Below are 19135 nucleotides of genomic sequence, written 5' to 3'. Positions count from 1 at the left end.
TAATTCTCGGACAGCCTCCTAGCACCCTGAACATTGACAGGCGATAAATTAGTTAAAACAAGAAGGAATACTGATATGAGTAACAAACAAAATGACCCCGTTAAAGAGAACAACATTACAGCACTGGATCGACGCACATTTATCGCAGCAGGGGCAAGTGTGGCAGGTGTGATAGCAGCCTCAATGTTGCCCGGTCTTGCTACCGCTTCACCAAAACGCGAAGAACAGAGCTCCACGGGTTATGCAAAACCGGGGAAACGTATGCTTGGTTCACTTGAGGTGTCAAGCATTGGTCTCGGCGTCCAGAACATGCACCGCAAGTACACGACCACGGTGCCGTACCGTCCGGAAATGATAAACATCATCCGCGAAGCTTACGATCGCGGCGTCACCTTCTACGACTGTGCAGAGGCATATGGGCCTTTCGAAAACGAGCGGATTCTCGGTGAGGCAATCGAGCCGTTTCGAGACAAGGTGAGGATCACATCCAAGTTCGGCTGGAACATCGACCCGGAGACAGGCGAGCGCGGCCCCGGACTCAATAGCCGCCCAGAAAGTATCAAGCGTGCAGTGGAAGGGTCGCTCCAACGGTTGCGGACCGACCGCATTGACCTCCTCTATCAACACCGTGTTGACCCACAGGTGCCAATTGAAGATGTCGCCGGAGCGGTCAAGGAGCTTATGGATGAAGGTAAGGTTCTGCATTTGGGGCTTTCCGAGCCGGGCATACAGACTATTCGTCGCGCTCATGCAGTGTTGCCGCTGACCGCGATCCAAAACGAGTATTCGATGGCGACCCGAGACCCGGAAAAGGAAGTGATACCACTCTGCGAAGAGTTGGGAATCGGCTTTGTGCCCTGGTGGCCCCTGGACTGCCAATTACTCACTGGCTGGATCGATGCGAACACTAGGTTCGCAACTGGCGATTTCCGTGCTATCACGCCAAGATTCACGCCGGAAAATCTTGCTCACAACATGCAATTAGTTGATCTGATAAAGACCTGGGCAGTTCGCAAGCATGCAGCTCCTGTTCAGATCGCACTTGCCTGGCTGATCGCGCAAAAAAACTGGATAGTGCCTATTCCTGGAACGACGGTGATGGCGCACATGATCGAAAATATCGGCGCGGCTGAGGTTCAATTCACACGTGGTGAGATCGCCGAACTGAATGCGGCGGTGAAGGCCATCGAAGTGCGCGGCCAACGTCTGCCCGATAGGGTGCTGGCCTTTTCTGGTGTGGAGGCGCCCCCGAAAAGGTGAAAGATCCAAGGGCACACTCAATTTGTGGATAGAGGATCACCAACGGATTTCAGCAAATGAATGTCACCGTGAAGGTGCTGCACCTGACAGCATGATGTCTCATGTCGCAATTTCCGAGCTGCATAGAAGCTCAACAGTTACCTGATGGAATATGTCACCAATGAGCAATATTGCAAATAATCAACCTATGAAAAAAGAGAGAATGACTGGATGTCATGCAATAGCACTGCTCTTAACGGCTGCCTTTACGATTGGATTCTTTTCCAGTTATGCAACCGGAGACCAGAATGTGCAGGATCAACATAACAGTAGAGCAACGAGCGTGAATACACATTCGTCCTATCAGCATGTCACCACCGGAGATTCTGTTCGATCTGTTGTGGAACATCCTGCGTTTAAAGGGTTTGGTGAATACCTTCTCCCCTGGGATAACAGGCCACAGCAGCTTAATACAAGCTTGAGCAATGTCGGGTCACTTCTCCCGTATCATAGCCATGTGAATCCCGATGTGGTCGTCAGAGCACTCAATCACATGATCGACGAAGCTGCCTCCGGCCGTAAAATCTTTTACGATTTCTACACTGGCCAGCAAAAGAGACAAGATCCTGCCAAACATTCCGCCGGTCTCTTTTTCTTTAGGGGTGATCCGGGGGCACCTTTTGCGGTGATTTGCCCGGGAGGCGGTTTCTCCTATGTCGGATCATTGCATGAGGGGTTTCCACATGCGGTCGAAATCAGTAAAAATGGACTTAACGCATTTGTCCTGAAATACAGAGCAGGAAGTGGGCTGAAAGCTTCTGAAGACCTGGCTGCAGCGATTTCATTTATTGTCGATAATGCAGACACGCTAGGCGTATCAACAGAAGGGTATTCACTGTGGGGAAGCTCTGCCGGAGCACGGATGGTAGGCGATATCGCATTAAACGGTACAGCCTATTATGGCGGTCTTGATATTCCAAAACCTGGTGCTGCGATCATTGCCTACACCGGGCACTCAATTTATTCTCCAGGCTTTCCACCGACATTTATTACGGTGAGTGCTGATGACCCCATCGCCAGTGCATCAGTCGTAGACAGACGTGTTCATAACCTGAAGCGTGCAGGGGTCACAGTTGAATATCACAGGTTCAAGCATGCTGGGCATGGTTTCGGGACTGGAGTTGGTACTGATGCCGCGGGTTGGGTGAATGATGCGATCGGGTTTTGGATAAACAATTCCAATTTAAAATAAAATCAATAAATTACTTTTGGAGAAGTTTAAAGATGAAAAAGAGTGTTTTAGGTGCAGCACTAATGGCTGCTGTAACAATCAATTCAGTAGGAACCGCTGCTCTGGCAGCAGATTATAAACAGAACCCATATACGTTGACGTATCAGGATGCTATCACTGAAAATTTTGAGGGTAAAGTAAATATCCACCCTGTCACTTATAAACTCCATGACCTTGAAATTGCCGCCAATGTCTATACACCTGCCGGCTATAATCCTGGCAATACATACCCTGCGGTTGTCGTTGCCCACCCGAACGGTGGAGTGAAAGAGCAAGTCGCTGGATTATACGCTCAAAAACTTGCGGAAAACGGATATATCACTATCACCGCTGACGCTGCCTACCAGGGAGCCAGCGGTGGAACACCCCGTAATATTGATAAACCTGCCAATCGAATTGAAGATATTCGTGGTATGGCAGACTACCTTACACAGTATCAGGGAGTTAACGCAAACAGATTAGGCTTGCTTGGTATCTGCGGTGGTGGCGGGTATTCATTGAAAGCGGCTCAAACCGACAAACGCTTTATAGCAGTTGCCACGTTGAGCATGTTCGATTCTGGACTGGTGCGACGCAACGGGTATGTGGATTCCCAGGTATCAACCATACAGGAAAGGTTGAAAGCGGCTTCCGATGCAAGGGCGCAGGAGGCCGCAGGTGGCGAGATCATCTATGCTGCAGATGCAAAGCTTACCGATGAACAAATAGCCAAACTGCCTTTCGAACTCTATCGAGAGGGGTTTATTTATTACGGAAAGACACACGTACATCCGAATTCGACATTCAGATACACTATGAGCAGCCTACTTGACCTGATGAGCTTTGATGCTGCAAGCAACATGGATCTGATTAATCAGCCGTTGTTAATGATGGCGGGAAGCAAAGCTGACTCTTTGTATATGACCGAAAAAGCATATAACCTAGCTACTAATGCCAAAGATAAAGAATTGTTTCTGCTTGACGGTGCAACCCATATCCAGACCTATTGGAAAACCAAATATGTCAATGAAGCGATAAGAAAGCTTGAACACTTTTTTGGCAAAAATCTTGATTAATGGAAAATAGCGAGGTTGTTTTGCTCTATTGGACAGCTTCAACATAGTATTGAATTTTCACTGGTAATATCATGCCATTACCAGTGAAACTAATCGATTATACTTCCTAAGAGGTTAGAAACACCAAGTTTTCTGAGATCTTATAGAAATGGAGTAACTGCTAAGTAGGGATTACCAAAGACCAGTTAAACTCGGTAACTGAGCAGTGAAGTAACTGAGCAGTGAACTTAACATTTCCAGTACGAATATGACTAGTCTGATCACCTCCTCCGATAGAAGGTTTTTCCTGTATACCTTCAACAAGAAGATACTTCTTAAAAATCTAGAGTGACCAGTCTAGCACCATTTCGCGTAGCGGTTCAGTTCTTCCTGAGCATCATCTCTACATATTAGAGATTCGCGCTTTATATTCTGTAGGGTTTACTAAAAATTATTACGCGGAGTTAAGGGTCTCAATGAGAATGTTTTCCAAAAAAAACGTTGGCATGCACTTATTATGTAAAATTATTAAAACCTCAAATCAATCATCATCTTCAACAGCTGCTCCTACTCTTCCTTGTCCATATCCATAAGCCGACCAACTGAGATCAACTCTTTTCCCCATGGCTGCAATTGCATGCCAGTAGATTTCATGATTTCAGCCTTATGGATTGAAGATTATTAAAACTTAGCCTGTGAACCCAACCTGGGCTCATATTGTCATCTTCAGGAAAAGCCAGACTTGCAGGAACTACCAGAAAGTGCACCCGCGGGAATAGTGGTTGCGCCTTTACTCGTACTGCTGACCTCAGAAAAGACTCTTTTTATTTCTGGGCTACCACACGCACTACAGGTGACAGAGGACAAGTCTGAAGAAGGAAGGATCTTGTCAAAGACCTTTCCACATGATTTGCAAATAATTTTATAAATGGGCATCCTGCTTTCCTTTAATAAGTCTTTTTCGGCGTCACCCGTCGAATCTCTTCAATCTTCATGAGTTATAATCCCTATAGACACAAGAATATATTTCATGCAACTTTAAATGTTGGCAGGATGAGTTTTCTGCCGTCATGAATGATTTTTCCAGCATTTTTAAGGGTTTTCATCGCACGAGTGATGCTAACCCTATGAGCGCCAGTCAAAAAACTTAAATCCTCATGAGTCAGAGGGAATTGGATTGCAATACCTTGAGAACTTTTGGTTCCGTGTTCTTGAGCAACACTACAGAGCACACCGTAAAGTCGGTCTTCAATATTTGTAATAGCCAGGTTACCCACCCGACTTGTAAGCCATGAAATTCTATTGCTTAAGTTTCTAATTATCTGAAGACTAACTTTTGGGTTATCCGTGATGAGTTGTTCAAATTGACTACGAGTGAAGCCGCAAGTTAATGTGTCTTGAAGACATATAGCACTTACCGGGTATTTTCCTTCATCGGAGAACATGTTTTCACCGACAAAATCACCAGCTTTACGAATATCGAGTGTAAGTTCACTACCATCCTCAAGAATTTTGGATAACTTCATACGACCACCTTTTATGAGAAACATTTCATCAGCCGTATCGCCTTGCCGAAACAAAATCGAACCTTTGGCCATTTTCTTTCGAAGAGCTTTTTGATTCAGAGCTGCGATATCACTAGGGTTAAGGTCTTGGAAAATCCAGAGATTCCCCAAGCAAACCTGAGATAACTCTATGTCTTCACCGGCGATCTGTTCACAAAGGCAGGTCATGTTAACACACTATCCTTCTTGATGTTGCTGCGTAACTGTTTAGTATTGCACGAAAGGTGTACGTAAAGATTGATACAAATGAAGAAAATGTCTCTAGCACAATGAATACCTACCACTGATTACATCATTTGAAGTTTTTTTAGCCTCTTAGCTATTTCCTTACCAAGGTTTTCTGCCTGCTGCCAAGTTTCTTTCTGATCTTCTACCTTACAGAATTTTTCCGGAGTAACTTCTGTGTCGTCACCAAAGACCCACGGTAAAGCGCTCATAGGGCAGCTCTGGCCATAGCCGCAAACCATACATTCCGCATTGCCAGTTACTTTAAGCTGACCCAATATTTCCATTCCTTCCATGGTGAGCGCCTGAGCAACTTGACTACTTGCCTCATCTATTCCAGGCGCACCCCGGCCGATACCAGTAACTACAGTCACCGCTAGTTTTCCACGATTAAAGCCATTTTGATGTCTAAGAGAAAAGAGTCTTTCTAGAAAAGCTTTTGTAAAAGCATCAATTGTCGCATAGGGGGGATATCCTCCAACCACAATCGCACCTGCATGTTTCACCTTGTCAGCAATCTCCGGGAAATCGTCTTTTACTTTACACACATTATCTTTGGTACAGCCGAGGCAGGCAATACACGGTTGCACCTTGCATTTAGACAACTTGATAAATTCTGTTTCAAGACCTGTGCTTTTCAGTACTGCCTGGACAGCTCGGTCTGTGTTTGAGTTATTGATAGGGCTGCCGGAAATTCCAATTACCTGTGGTTTCATTTTCTACTCCTTGGAAAAAGTGACCTTTGATGCTTGTGTCTGTATACTGAACTTCTGTGAATATACTGAAGGAGTGATATCTATGTTGTAACAGTTGCTACAATCTCTGAAAAATAACTGATTTTGCAAAATCGAACATCTGGTTAAATGCGTTATACCTCAGGTCAAGGTGACTACTGTGAATCTCTTGTTTTCTAGAGGCCAAATACCTAATACATTTAAATTTACTGTCCTAAGAGATACTTCCTGAGCATAGATTTTTCTCGATGCTCAGAAACTACCTTTTAACCACAAGCTTGATATCTATATGAGAAATATAGACCCAAAGAACAGTAAAAGTTCACAGGATTTTGAAACCTGTGAACTTTTCTTGCTGCTATTCGATGTGTGTTTGCTGGTTTTAAAAAGGAAACTATCTCTTTATTACACGATATAGAATCAAAAGGATGATAGCACCACCAATAGCAAGCAAGAGACTCCCAAGATTTAACCCTGTAACTGCCCCTAGTCCTAAAAAGGACCCAATATACCCACCCACAAAAGCACCCGCTATTCCGATCAAGGTGGTAACGATAAATCCTCCGGGGTCTTTGCCTGGCATGATAAATTTTGCAAGCACACCTACGATTAGCCCCATTACGATCCAAGATAGAATGCCCATTTTCATGTTCCTTTGTTAGATTTTTGGTAATTCGAAAGTCAACATATTTCCACTAGAGGTTGACTTTAATACCGTCTGAACTAACCGATAACAAGAAATCACCTTTCGCAATCTCTACAGCTTATGCAAAACTGCAATTTGAGGTCATTCCTGATCCTCGTTAGTCACTCATGCTATAATCTTAAGAAGATTATCTAATCACATGCCCCCTTGCATACGCTTCCCTTCTTTTCACAGGGATGTGTAATTACATTAATGCCCTCTCGGCTTTAAGAAACAGATCGTCCAATAACTGGTCTGCTGCCTCAATCTCTTTTGCAGATGAAAAGCCGGAATCTAGCTCTCTCAGGATATTTTCATACGGGGATAGACGGATATCCGGAGTTGCACGAAAGACATCTGGCCTGGGATATAGGCCGTTTTCAAAGAAAAAGTTACAGGGACCGGGGGCATCGTGCCGTCGATAAGGCCATTTGGACTTCAGTTCGGCAAATTCCTTAAAAGCACTCTTTGCCAGGAAATTCTGCGTATAATCACTTGCTGCGATACGCCGTCCAAGACGAGATTCAACTTCCTTGAAATAGGCTGTCAGCAAAGAATGCTCTGTCACAATCAGTCCGAAATCATACCAATTATCAATAACCACTATAAGTATCGATTGGTAAACGCCAGGGAGTTTTTTGGTTGTGGGGCAAAAATAGGTGCGGCATGCCATTTCTCCGTACCAGCTCAGAGAGCGATAATCTACGCCATTGTTACCCGGCATTGCCGGGTGGAGCAGGCAACCAACGCACCATTTTTCACCACCGATCAACCCCAAAAAAGGGCAATGGTGAAATTGGGGAAAGGGTCGTGACAGCCTATGTGGTGCTTTGTTTCTTCTTTGAAATTCAAAAATCCCGTCTTCAGTTCTGGGGACAGACTCGAAATCCTTAGTTCGGTTTGACAACAAAATCTCAAGTTTTTCACGTGATAGATTCGGTAAATTATACAAACCACAACAGGCCCCACAAGATACTGTTTCACTCAACTGACACAAATAAATATCATGGATGTCATCCATAGATCGATCTCACCTGGAAAATAACGTGTTTTCTACTGCATATTGGAGATGGTATCGGTTCTGTCCACAACCAAAGCAAATGTCCTCTGGCAAACCTGCCAATTTTAAACAAACTACACATTAATCCTATTCCTGAACATTGATTTTTCTTGATTCTCAGAAGCATCAAGAAACAGACAGGTCAAGATCTACAAGAGACTTTTTTAGTGTTTTTTCATCCTAAAACTGCCCTTTTGCTCAATCTCAGCGTTGCTATCCTAGGGTCAATCTAATACACGCCTCAATCTTGAACCACATGACGAGTTTTCTGATGAGAACAACTCATGAAGAACGTACCATAGTCAATCATATTTACTGGTTATTTTCTGGCTTCGCTTTGCCTATTTCAACATCTTCCAACTCTCCAATATATTATTTTTTCTCGTGTTAAGATCCTATCGAAAAGAAAAGCAGGATAATCACAGGCCAAGTCTCACACTGCAAGGCACGAGCGAATTCTCATTATAGATATCGAGTTCGTATTGCCCTTACCTCGTCTATATGCTCAAAGAAAACGTCAACAAGATAGGGGTCAAAGAATTTCTCACGCTCGGAGATAATATAATCGTGGATTCGTTTTTCCGACCATGCCTTTTTATATGACCGATCTGACGAAAGGGCGTCATAGATATCAGCCAGCATTGTAATTCTGGCATAAATGCTGATCTCTTCACCTCTGAGACCGGCCGGGTATCCGGTTCCATCCCAACGTTCATGGTGTTGGTGCGCTATGATACAAGCGATGCTCAAAAGCTCCCGGCCCGAAGAGTCCAGAATGTCCTTGCCTATAATTGTATGCATCTTGATAACATCAAATTCGGAATCTGTCAGCTTTCCCGCTTTCTGTAGGATACTATCGGGAACACCAATCTTTCCAACGTCATGCATTGGTGAGGCGGCTTCCAGGATTTCAAGCTCATGATTACTCAATCCAATTTTTTCTCCAAGCAGTCGTGATATCTTGGCAACACGCTTCACATGATTACCCGTTTCTTGTGATCTGACTTCAATCACTTCGCCCAGAGTGCTCACCAACTCCCGTTGGGTTGTGATTAACTCTTTGTCCAGAGCTGTCAGACGGGCATTGGTAACATTGATTGTTCGTTGTTTCTGCAGATTCAGGAATAGAAGCGTTGTAATGACAGAAAGGATGACAATCACAATACCTGCCGGCAGCAGTACGTCGCGATGCTTTTCATAGAATGATAATGGCCTATTGATGAATGTAGCATCTTCAGGAAGAAGTTTTTCGTGAATACCAAACTGTTTAACCACTTCATAATCATAGCGGTTTTCGAACACGGAAATGTCCGACTGCAAAGGCGACACAGTATGTCCGTCAAGAATCGCCATGAGGGTGCGCATCGCCAACTCTCCCAGATGATTCGGGGAGATGACTCGTCCACCAATAACGCCTGTGCCCAACTGAAAGGACCAGGAAGCCAGGATAGGGACTGCTGAAACGGAAGAAAGTTCCCTGGCCACCTGACCTTCCGCGAATACATTCCCGGTAATGTCGCGGAAAAAAGGAAGTATATATGCTAGATCCGTTGCCTTGCGGGTAGAAACAAATCGTTTCAGTTCTTCAAGGTTTTTGTCGGAGATGAATTCGGCTTTGAGAGAGGCTTTTATTGAGGAGAGAGACTGTTTTACCTCACTGGCTATGAATCGACCTGTGGGGGTCGCATCGTAAAGGACAAACAGTTTTTTTGCATCCGGCCAGTACTTCAACGCCTGCCTTATGGTTCCTCCATGGTCCGATTCCTCCGCAATAATACTTTTGATGTTGCTTCCCTCTTCCGGTGACTTCGCGTCGTTGATCCCGCAGGCCACTACGGGAACTCCAGGAAAAACTTCTTTTCCATAGCTTGTCATAAAAGCCAGGGCATTGTTGTCTGTCACAACAATGCCATCGAATTGTACCTTTTTGTATTTAAGGGCATATGTCTGGGCAAGGGTCTTAAGAAAGGCTTCATCAAAAAAATTTTTTGTATCCATAAATTCAACGCGGAACTGTGAAGATGGATAAGTATTTTTAAGGGTCTCTGTTATCCCCTGATGCAGCCCCTCCGTCCATCGGAAGTCCATGGAATAGGAGTGTAAAATAAATATCCTGTATGATGGCCCATACGCATCCCCCCTGGCAACTGGCAGAATTAGAAGCAGAGCAAGTATGTAGAAGAGAAAAATGATTCTTTTTTGCATGTTTTACTCACGACGTTGGCAGGTTATTCATCCTGGGGTACTACTGCCTGGAAGGCTGTCAAAGAATGCTCTTCTTTCCCAAATCCCCGTCATCACAACAACAATACATGTTGAAATATCAACTACATGACTCGCTTGTCATTGTCAAAAACCCTTGATTTGAGAAGAAATGTCTATTCTTGAGCAGCCTCCTGGTAAAATTCCAAGGAGATCCAAATCTATAATATATCGTAGCACAATCTTGTGGCGTATTTGGGAAAATTTCCCTCAACATAAAGCTGAGTCCCTTGCCAGATGACATTTAATATTTTATTGAAAAAAACAGAGGGAAAGAGGAATAGAATTTTTTCTGATTGAAGATTTTGAAATTGGAAAATTTTACTTAACTAGTTCTAATCCTATAACTCAGCATTTTGTTCAAGATCGAGGTGCGGATCAGATTTTCACCGCATGCATATAGCTGATATTCTGCGGATATTAATTCGAGCCGCAACGCTGACATTGAGCATAAGGGTCATTTCAGGACGGAAGCTAACTGTATTTGCACCACAGGCAACATCACTACCGCCCCTACATTTCTGGTCATTTACACTTTACGTTATGGCAAATAGTATGACTAACGTATTCTATTTCCTGCTTGCTATGAATTTACTACTCTTCATCCCGCCTCTTTTTACGTAGTTCTTCCTTGTATATAAACCAAATGGTGCATGCTGATCTGAATTTACAATACAACTCCGGATCCTGGCAATGAAGGCACTCCTCGCAAAGCGCCACAGCATGTTTTGAACAATAGAACGGCGTTTCCCGATCCGGGTGTTTAACACATTTTGGCATAAACAATTCCCCTGCGCTTTTGAATATAATTTGCTATAGTTCCGCAATATTCATTTATACCACACAGCATAAGGAGTTCAAGCAATGACCTGTAGTTGTGCTATCCAATATCACCTGGCCGTAAACATTCACATCGGCCCTCTGTCCACCGCTCAATGCCCCTCATGAACGCTACTGCAAGTTACAGCTCTGATGACGTTCGTGTCACTATCAACAAACATGGGGCCAGACAGTATACGCGAATGAGCTACCCGCTCCACAGTGGTATCTTTACTGAAGTTGAAACGAAGAATCACATTCTTCATTTTAATCTAAATAACGAGATTATACGGGCCAAAGGTAAAGGCAAAGACTGGCCGCATCCCCACGAGTGGCTTAAACGTAATATGGGTAACGACTGGATATACTACTCCACTGGCGGCTATACCGGGGTGTTCGAAGCCACAGGAGAATATTATCTCCCCAACCTGCCCTATAAAACTAATGGCATGCTTGGGGGAAACCCATTCAGTAATGAGCCAGTAGATAATCTCATTCAGTCCTGGCCCGAAACACTCAGCGCGATCCTCAACAACACACCTGATTTGCCGATACATGTCTCAGACTTTCTCACTAACGCTCTTACCCACACTTCACAGGATCTTTCTCAAAAAGCAGACAGACTCTTCTCTATTTGCGGGGGCAGATCTACTGTGCTGCCACCCGATGCCCGTCATGTTGATTACAACGTTATCCCTATTACGATATCTACCGGTTGTCTGTATAAATGTCGATTCTGCGAGGTCAAAAACAAACTGCCTTTTGCTGCGAAGTCGAACAAGGAAATCACATCGCAGATAAGCAGTTTAAAAAATATATATGATAAGGATCTGCTCAATTACAACGCGGTCTTTCTTGGTGAACATGATGCGCTGCAGACAGGGCCTCAAATCATCGTAGACACGCTCTCATTAGCTTATGAGCAATTTCATTTCAACCAGTCGTTTGTCAGCGGTTGCAAGGCATTTCTCTTTGGTTCAGTTACTTCATTAATGAACACTCCTGATACATTTTTTAAAGATCTTCAACAGCTGCCTTTTGAGGTGTATATAAATATCGGTCTTGAATCCGCCGACCAGGCAACCCTGGATTTGCTCGGAAAACCAATCACCACCCAAATGGTTACAGATGCATTCATGCGAATCCAGGACATTAACGACAGATTCAGCAAAACCGAGATTACAGCAAATTTTGTTATCGATGACGATCTGCCGGCAACTCACCTGCCAGCTTTTTTAGAACTGGTTCGTGAAAGCCTGCCACGGGTTAAGCCCAAAGGCTGCGTCTACCTCTCCCCTCTTAAGTTCGGCCAGCCTTCACGTTCTAAAACATTTGGATTCAACCGACTCAAGGTATTGAGTCGGGTTCCCACGTTTTTATATATCATCCAGCGGTTATAGATGGTTATTATATCAGCACTTTATACACTGGAGAATTACAATGAGCGACTCAAATCAGTTACGTAAAGACATTCTTGCAACACGCAACAACCTCAGCCCGGAAGAGCTTCAGGAAAAAAGTAAAGCGATAGGAAACCGGCTACTTGAACTGCCGGAAATAGTGAAGAGTAAATCGATTTTTCTCTATGTAAGCTTTAGAAGCGAAGTAGAGACAATGAGTTTACTCAAAACGCTCATCGAATCCGGCAAAACAGTCTCTGTCCCAATTACCTATGTAAAGGAAAGACGACTTGATGCCATCCATATCACCGACCCGGAAAATCAACTGGTGCCCGGCTATTGCGATATTCCTGAACCTGATAAGAGTATACGTGTCAGTAACATTGTTGAGCCCGAGACAATTGATTCTGTAATTCTTCCAGGATCAGTCTTTGACGAGCGTTGCGGTAGATTCGGCTATGGCGGAGGTTTTTATGACAGATTTGTTTCGAAAATCCCTAAAGCCTGTCGCATAGGCCTTGCTTTTGATTTGCAGATTGTTAAACTCGCGCCCCTGCAGGATCATGATGAATTACTTGATTATGTAATAACCGAAACCAGGATCATTCGCGGTAAACGATAACTTTATACCATTACATGTTGATCCCGCATAAGCATGCCTGCATCTCCATGACCACACACACTCTTTAGGATTAAATGTGTCGCATTTCTTCGCGGCACATTTAACTCTCTGACAGGTGTATTTTTCCTACCATTTCATGCTAACCTATTACTATCGGTAATGTTCATTGAACATTACGGTAATTCAGGCAGACTCTCCCTGATAGCGAACACATGCATTGATTATTTTTACCAATAGCAAAGCTTTGCGCCGAATTCCAGCCATAACTGTATACAGCTAAAATATCACATATAATTAATGGGATGTTTGGATGAAAATCTATATCAGTTACACTCATCTTGATAAAGAACAGGCAGCTCTTATCGCCGACAAGCTCAAAGAAGCTGGTCATGATGTAACATTCGATTCATGGAACATCAAACATGGCGATAATCTTATAAAGAAAATCTCAAGGACAATTAAATCAGCGGACGCACTGATATTGCTGCTGAGCAGAAATTCAGAGCAATCCAAGTGGGTCATGCACGAATTTTCGGCAATTGCCTTCAATGATTTATCAAGCCAGGAACAACGGATTATCCCTGTACTAATCGACAAAGTTGCGATCCCCAGCTACCTCTCGCAATACATGTATATTGATCTCTACTCAGATCATGAGCATGGAATCAGAAAACTCATCGAGTTTTTCGAAAAGGATCGCAATGAAGTAACCCAGCAATCCTCCAAAGAAATTCACAGAGAACAGCAAGCGAAAACACGAGAAAACAAGATTATTGAACTGGCTAAAGCCCTGCATGATGGTCGGCTTACCCTGGTGAGCGGGTCAGGTGTTACTGTTGATGCGGGTGTACCATCCTGGAATGATCTGCTACTGCAGCTTCTCGGCACCATGATAACCAGAATGTCTACCGATCACGCACTACCCATGAGCGGGGCTGATGCCAACAAGTTTCATTCCAGATATTCTCCTTCCTCACTTGTTGTTGGCACCTATCTCAAAATCAACCTTGGAAATGATTTCCTTAAAGAATTACGTGATGCACTCTATTGCTCTAACCCGCAATCAAGCGACCTGCTCGATGCCATTGTTGACCTCTCCAGGCCGCAACGCGACGGTAAGCCGCTTGATTCGATCATTACCTTTAATTTTGATGCCCTACTTGAAGAAAATCTTGAAAAACAAAATATTGCCCACAGGGCTATATATGGTGAAGGTGTTCGTAATTCGCCGAATGAATTACCGGTCTACCATGTTCACGGCTTCCTCCCGAGGAAGGGGCCGATACCTGAAAACATGGAAGTGGTGTTTAGTGAGGATGCCTATCACAACCAGTTCATTGATCCATTTAGTTGGTCAAACCTCATTCAGCTGAACAAGCTCGGCCAGAACACCTGTCTGTTTATCGGACTGAGCCTCACCGACCCTAACCTTCGAAGGCTGCTCGACGTGGCAATACGTAAAAATCCTGAAAAGACGCTTAACCATTTTATTATCAAAAAAACTCCTTCAAATACACAATCGGAAGCAACAATGGATAAGCTCGCTCTGCTTTTGGAGGAACAGGACGCCAATGAACTTGGCTTAAGTGTGATCTGGGTGGATGAGTTTCATGAAATCCCTGTGATTCTTAACAGCATTGCCATAAAAAGCGGTTCAACCCAAAAGTCCTGAAAACAACCTGACAACTGTTAGGCCACCCATTCTGAGGGATTAACAAACGTAATCAGACAAAATGAGTAAGCTAAGGTCATTCTTGGTAGCAATAGAGAAAATTCTTTGAGCAGGTATCGGGAGGAATTATATAGATAGTAACTTCTTCTTGCGAGTCTTCTTAGAGTCTTCTTATATTCGCAATCGTGAGAAACGCTTTTCCATACCCGATGCGTCGTATGGCTGCCCCCAAGCTTCCATACGGCGCATGCTTTTTTCCGGGTCTAAGTATCATCACCTTACAAATCAAAGAGTAGATGTTCCTGCTGTCTCAGCTCTCTGGATCTTCAACCTTTGCCCTCAGGACTTCAATTTTTTCGAGCAATTCAATGGCCAGAGCAGCACCTGGCAGGTTAACCCGCAGATCCTCCTGCAATCGAACTGTTATCTGTACTTTCTTTATTGATGACCCGGTAAATATCCAGCTTTTTGGCGATTCCCCTGTTGGAGTCAGAATCCCCTCGTTAATCATATCGTAAACCAATTCATCCTTCACCTTGCACTCTCTACACAACTCTACAAGGTTAAAGGTGACCGAGTCATCAACGACTGTGCAGGTTTTCTTAAATGTCATCACTACACTCCAAACATGCGTCTCGGGTTAAATGGCATAATTTCTGCCATTTTCTTATACAGATCTTTTTGTTGTTTTGTCTCCGCTTTCGGGGTGTAAACAGAAAGTATAATATACTGATCTCCAGACATCGAAGACGTGGATAACCCCTTACCTTTCAACCGCAATTTTTTACCCGATTGCGATCCAGGAGGAAGCTTCAGATCCACAACTCCTCCCAGAGTCGGCACCTTTATTGTTGCACCAAGTGCTGCCTCCCAGGGTGTGACTGGCAGCGTCATCGTAACATCTCGTTTTTTTACCTTGAACGTGTCATGTTTGGCAAAGACAACTTCAAGGAAGAGGTTGCCTCTCGGACCGTTTGATGACGTTCGCTCGCCCTGCCCTTCCAGTCGTATCTGCTGGCCTTCAAGTATCCCTTTGGGAATTGTAACCTGTAACGATGTTGAGTCTGAGGAGCCGGCTGTCGGATTCGCCTGATTTCTACTCAGTGAAATCGATTTTTTGCTACCATGAAAACTTTCTTCAAGGGTTATCTCAATTTTCGCCCGCAGATCAAGTCCCTGATCAGCAAATCCACCGTCGAACATGGAGAAATTGCGATTCGAATACTGCTCAGCACGACCTCTGCTACCACCAAAAAGTGCCTCAAAAAAATCACTGAACCCCTGCCCGGATGCTTCAGCAGAGCGATGACTTCCTGTAAAATCCCGGAATTCCCAGCCCGGAGGTGACTTGAAATTTTGACCAGACTTCCAGTTTTCACCAAACTGATCGTATGCTGCGCGCTTATCGGTATCTTTCAAAACCTCATACGCCTCAGCAACTTCCTTAAAACGTACTTCAGCCTCAGCTTCTTTGTTGACATCAGGATGATATTTTCGTGCTAACTTGCGATATGCACGCTTAACCTCATCCTGTGTCGCATCTCGTTTTAAGCCTAAAATACTATAATAGTCTTTGTAATTCATTTGCTCACCAGACTACAGAAACAGGATTTTGTGTTAGAATACTGTTATTAAAACCAAACTGTATTTTTAGCCCAAAAGGTCTCCCTTCTCTAAGACCCTAAAACTAATTATAGTTCATCTCACCATCTCTCTCAAGGTGCAGGCTGGTAAGAAAATTGACCATGATGCTACTCCACACATCATGTAAATGAATGAATCCATATCCCTCCAGACCGAAACTATCGCATTAACCTTTCTTCCCACACCAGTATTATGGTATATTTCAAACTGTTACTACGATTTTAACCAGATGACATCCTACGTATACAGACTTGCCTTCTTTCACAATCATACTATTCTGGTGCGAGGTCAGGTTAAGATCTTTATGTCAGATAAATTTTCACTATCTCTGGAGATGACGATGAAAAAACTAGCCCTGCTCATATGTATCCTCCTTCTGGCCGGCTGTGAATCCAAACGCCCGGCAACGGCGAAACTCAGCCTTAACATTGCCAGAAATCCATCAACAATTTATGCCGGCTCATCAGCGACAATCAGAGGTGAAGACTCAAGGATGCACCCGGAGATTGTTGAATTCAAGATAGGGGATGATCCGATTTTACGTGTCCCGAGCCTTACTCCTCCCCATGCCCTCATTACCAAGCAGCTTGCTGATGGATTTCTCGATCAGGGTATGACATTCACAACGGCATCTGAAGCTCGCATACTGCTTAATATTAAGGAATTACTTGTTACTGTTACAAAACCCAAAATGCTCTACCAGGCAGACGCCAAAAGCCGTATAACCCTGCAAATTACCAATGGCAGTGCAACACTTACAAAAAAATATGACAGGGAAACAAGTAAAGAATCTGCTACACGACCTAAGATTCCTACTCTCGAAAACATGCTTAACAATCAGCTCAAAGACATCATAGAGCAGATTCTTGAAGACGAAGACATTCGTTCTGCTATCCTTAGCAAGTAATTACAATAAACGAACAACAACCGGACATAACTCATGAGTGAGCAGGTAAATAATCACGTCTCTATTGCTTCTCCATCAAAAGCACAATCAGCGCTGATTGAGAAAATACAGCAAGTCGCTATCGAAAAAAAACGGCCGGATGACACCACGTATCGCTCGCTCATGTTTAAAGATGAAGATATCATTTCAAAATCATCAGGAGTATCACACAAAGTAGTCCAGATAACTGCTTTACAAAACAATATACTACCCGAACGCTATGCCCGTAATCAGCGCAGTCTCTCTAATGAAGACCAGATAAAACTTCTTAATTCACACGTAGTAGTGATTGGTCTTGGTGGTCTGGGCGGGACGGTTACAGAAATTCTTTCCAGGATTGGTATAGGTAAACTCACACTGGTTGATGGTGACTTTTTCGAAGACAGCAACCTCAACAGGCAGCTTCTGAGTAGCACAGACGTTCTTGGAAAAATGAAAGCGGAGGTAGCAGAAAACCGTGTTGCTGCCTTAAACCCTGCAGTAGAAGTGATCCCGGTCAGGAAATATTTCAATCATGAGAACAGCGCAGAGATTCTTGCTGATGCTGATATTGTTGTAGATTGCCTCGACACAATATCCCATAGATTTATACTTGAAACCGGCTGTAGAATTGAGGACATTCCGCTTGTTTCTGCTGCCATTGGCGGAACCTCAGGACAAGTTACGGTTATCTTCCCAGGGGACCCCGGCCTCCAGCTCATATATGGAATACCGGAAAAAGCGCGCACAAAAGGGATCGAGGCAACTCTTGGCACACTCCCTTATGCGGCAATTGCTATAGCCGCAATGGAATGCGCCGAGGTTGTGGCTCTTGCCATTGGTAAACCCGCTCAATTACGTAAACGGTTACTATTAGCGGACTTTACGTATCACAGCGTAGAAACGGTATCATTCGAATAACTGTAGAATCCTGCTTTAAACATTCTTGCCGGTTCTTAAGCTGCAATACTTCAGAGGTTTGACATACCGGTATAGTTAGTGCCCCTGATTTGTCAGATGAATATCGAGTTGCAAATCATCCGCTACAGTTACAAGATCCTCTTCCAGTTGAGCAATCGATAACCCGGCAGGCATCTCCACCTCTATATCCATATTATAAATTGTCGAACCACTCTGCGGTGATGGTTTCGATGTTGAATTGAGATTGAGAATATTCAGCTTGTTGTCAGTGAGAAATTGGCTGGTCTTATAGACTATTCCAGCCTGATCGAGCCCTTCAATCTGTAAGGTACATTTGTTATATTTAGGTGCTACTTCCCCATTTCGGTCAGATAAAGGGCGAATAAATGCAGAGATCCCCTTTTCCATCTCCAGCCTGCGACAGTCACGAGACAGGTTATCTATAACATCTTCATCTGCTGAAGAAAAAAGCATACTTAGGGTAAACTCATCAACCAGCAGATTCATCGTGGTATCTTCCAGATTGCAACTATTTTCGTAAAGCAAACGGGTAACATCTGCAACAATACCTACTCTATCGACGCCGAATGCTGTCATTATATAACGCTTGTTCATCAGGTAATCTCCGAATAACGATTTACGGTTCGCCCAAAACCTCATTCCCGAATCGGGCTATTCTTAAAAGGCTAGTAATTTACCCTGTGCCTGACAATTCTGCCATATACGGATGGTGCAAATTTTTCTTTTCTCGCTAATACATCTTTAATCCAATAGCTTATGAATGCTTTTTTTACTTCCCTATAACGGCCACACTTTCTTGCAAGCAGTAGTGAGAAGATATTGAGGTGCAGGTTTGTGAGTTTTTTTGAACCGCCCTCTAATGCGCTAAATCAAACTTCTCTGTTATCTGCAAATACTGGATATTTGCTAAAACCTTCCAATGTAATTCCTCAATGGACATATCAAATTCCATACTCCGCGTAAAATGTGTATCTCAAATCGCAAAATCCAATATCACTCCCAATAATACTAGAACA

The 19135-nt window shown here is 43.8% G+C and carries 17 protein-coding genes; 8 read left to right on the top strand and 9 right to left on the bottom strand.

The genetic code is table 11. From position 1 onward, the window contains the following. The first annotated feature begins 75 nt into the window (after positions 1-75). The 3 genes from FCL46_RS07945 to FCL46_RS07935 all read left to right on the top strand — a co-directional run bounded on the left by FCL46_RS07945 (position 76) and on the right by FCL46_RS07935 (position 3585). On the top strand, positions 76-1260 hold the full coding sequence (locus tag FCL46_RS07945) for an aldo/keto reductase (protein ID WP_136807160.1): 1185 nt from the start codon (positions 76-78) through the stop codon (positions 1258-1260). 160 nt (positions 1261-1420) lie between these two features. Further along, positions 1421-2491: an alpha/beta hydrolase gene (locus FCL46_RS07940; protein ID WP_217909585.1), complete on the top strand. Its 1071-nt coding sequence runs from the start codon at positions 1421-1423 to the stop codon at positions 2489-2491. Positions 2492-2523: 32 nt separating this feature from the next. Continuing rightward, entirely contained in the window at positions 2524-3585 is a 1062-nt protein-coding gene (locus tag FCL46_RS07935; protein ID WP_136807158.1) for an alpha/beta hydrolase, read from the top strand. Positions 3586-4290: 705 nt separating this feature from the next. On the opposite strand, the gene FCL46_RS28755 is transcribed toward FCL46_RS07935, so the two are convergent. The 6 genes from FCL46_RS28755 to FCL46_RS07905 all read right to left on the bottom strand — a co-directional run bounded on the left by FCL46_RS28755 (position 4291) and on the right by FCL46_RS07905 (position 10038). Then, positions 4291-4500, bottom strand: coding sequence for an FmdB family zinc ribbon protein (locus FCL46_RS28755; RefSeq protein WP_136807156.1), 210 nt, complete (start codon positions 4498-4500; stop codon positions 4291-4293). 92 nt (positions 4501-4592) lie between these two features. Further along, positions 4593-5240 carry a Crp/Fnr family transcriptional regulator gene (locus FCL46_RS07925; RefSeq protein ID WP_228723351.1) on the bottom strand — a complete coding sequence of 216 codons (648 nt, stop codon included), beginning with the start codon at positions 5238-5240 and terminating at the stop codon, positions 4593-4595. Positions 5241-5416: 176 nt separating this feature from the next. After that, positions 5417-6070, bottom strand: coding sequence for a flavodoxin family protein (locus FCL46_RS07920; RefSeq protein ID WP_136807152.1), 654 nt, complete (start codon positions 6068-6070; stop codon positions 5417-5419). Between the two features lie 412 nt (positions 6071-6482). Beyond that, positions 6483-6731, bottom strand: coding sequence for a GlsB/YeaQ/YmgE family stress response membrane protein (locus FCL46_RS07915; protein ID WP_136807150.1), 249 nt, complete (start codon positions 6729-6731; stop codon positions 6483-6485). A 247-nt stretch (positions 6732-6978) separates the two neighbouring features. Next, on the bottom strand, positions 6979-7680 hold the full coding sequence (locus tag FCL46_RS07910; RefSeq protein ID WP_136807149.1) for a hypothetical protein: 702 nt from the start codon (positions 7678-7680) through the stop codon (positions 6979-6981). A gap of 615 nt (positions 7681-8295) precedes the next feature. Then, the gene (locus FCL46_RS07905; RefSeq protein ID WP_136807147.1) at positions 8296-10038 is read right to left on the bottom strand and encodes an HD domain-containing phosphohydrolase; all 1743 of its coding nucleotides are present in this window, start codon (positions 10036-10038) and stop codon (positions 8296-8298) included. Between the two features lie 1001 nt (positions 10039-11039). Between FCL46_RS07905 and FCL46_RS07900 the strand changes: the two genes are divergently transcribed. The 3 genes from FCL46_RS07900 (at position 11040) to FCL46_RS07890 (ending at position 14608) form a co-directional block, all read left to right on the top strand. Further along, positions 11040-12314, top strand: a complete 1275-nt coding sequence (locus FCL46_RS07900; RefSeq protein ID WP_228723350.1) for a radical SAM protein — start codon at positions 11040-11042, stop codon at positions 12312-12314. 40 nt (positions 12315-12354) lie between these two features. Beyond that, the gene (locus FCL46_RS07895; RefSeq protein ID WP_136807141.1) at positions 12355-12936 is read left to right on the top strand and encodes a 5-formyltetrahydrofolate cyclo-ligase; all 582 of its coding nucleotides are present in this window, start codon (positions 12355-12357) and stop codon (positions 12934-12936) included. A gap of 310 nt (positions 12937-13246) precedes the next feature. Continuing rightward, on the top strand, positions 13247-14608 hold the full coding sequence (locus tag FCL46_RS07890) for a TIR domain-containing protein (RefSeq protein ID WP_136807139.1): 1362 nt from the start codon (positions 13247-13249) through the stop codon (positions 14606-14608). Positions 14609-14918: 310 nt separating this feature from the next. Here FCL46_RS07890 and FCL46_RS07885 read toward each other — a convergent pair whose 3' ends face one another. Further along, positions 14919-15221 carry a chaperone modulator CbpM gene (locus FCL46_RS07885; protein WP_136807137.1) on the bottom strand — a complete coding sequence of 101 codons (303 nt, stop codon included), beginning with the start codon at positions 15219-15221 and terminating at the stop codon, positions 14919-14921. A gap of 2 nt (positions 15222-15223) precedes the next feature. After that, entirely contained in the window at positions 15224-16192 is a 969-nt protein-coding gene (locus FCL46_RS07880; RefSeq protein ID WP_136807135.1) for a DnaJ C-terminal domain-containing protein, read from the bottom strand. A gap of 400 nt (positions 16193-16592) precedes the next feature. On the opposite strand from FCL46_RS07880, the gene FCL46_RS07875 reads away from it, so the two are divergent. Next, positions 16593-17159: a YajG family lipoprotein gene (locus FCL46_RS07875; RefSeq protein WP_167505855.1), complete on the top strand. Its 567-nt coding sequence runs from the start codon at positions 16593-16595 to the stop codon at positions 17157-17159. Between the two features lie 33 nt (positions 17160-17192). Then, positions 17193-18098: a HesA/MoeB/ThiF family protein gene (locus FCL46_RS07870; protein WP_136807131.1), complete on the top strand. Its 906-nt coding sequence runs from the start codon at positions 17193-17195 to the stop codon at positions 18096-18098. Between the two features lie 75 nt (positions 18099-18173). On the opposite strand, the gene FCL46_RS07865 is transcribed toward FCL46_RS07870, so the two are convergent. Further along, positions 18174-18713, bottom strand: a complete 540-nt coding sequence (locus tag FCL46_RS07865; protein WP_167505854.1) for a glycine cleavage system transcriptional repressor — start codon at positions 18711-18713, stop codon at positions 18174-18176. Between the last annotated feature and the right edge of the window lie 422 nt (positions 18714-19135).

The sequence above is a fragment of the Desulfosediminicola flagellatus genome, assembly GCF_005116655.2.
GTDB lineage: Bacteria > Desulfobacterota > Desulfobulbia > Desulfobulbales > Desulfocapsaceae > Desulfopila > Desulfopila flagellata.
The sequence above is the reverse complement of the archived record's forward strand: the minus strand, read 5'-3'. Positions and strand labels throughout refer to the sequence as shown.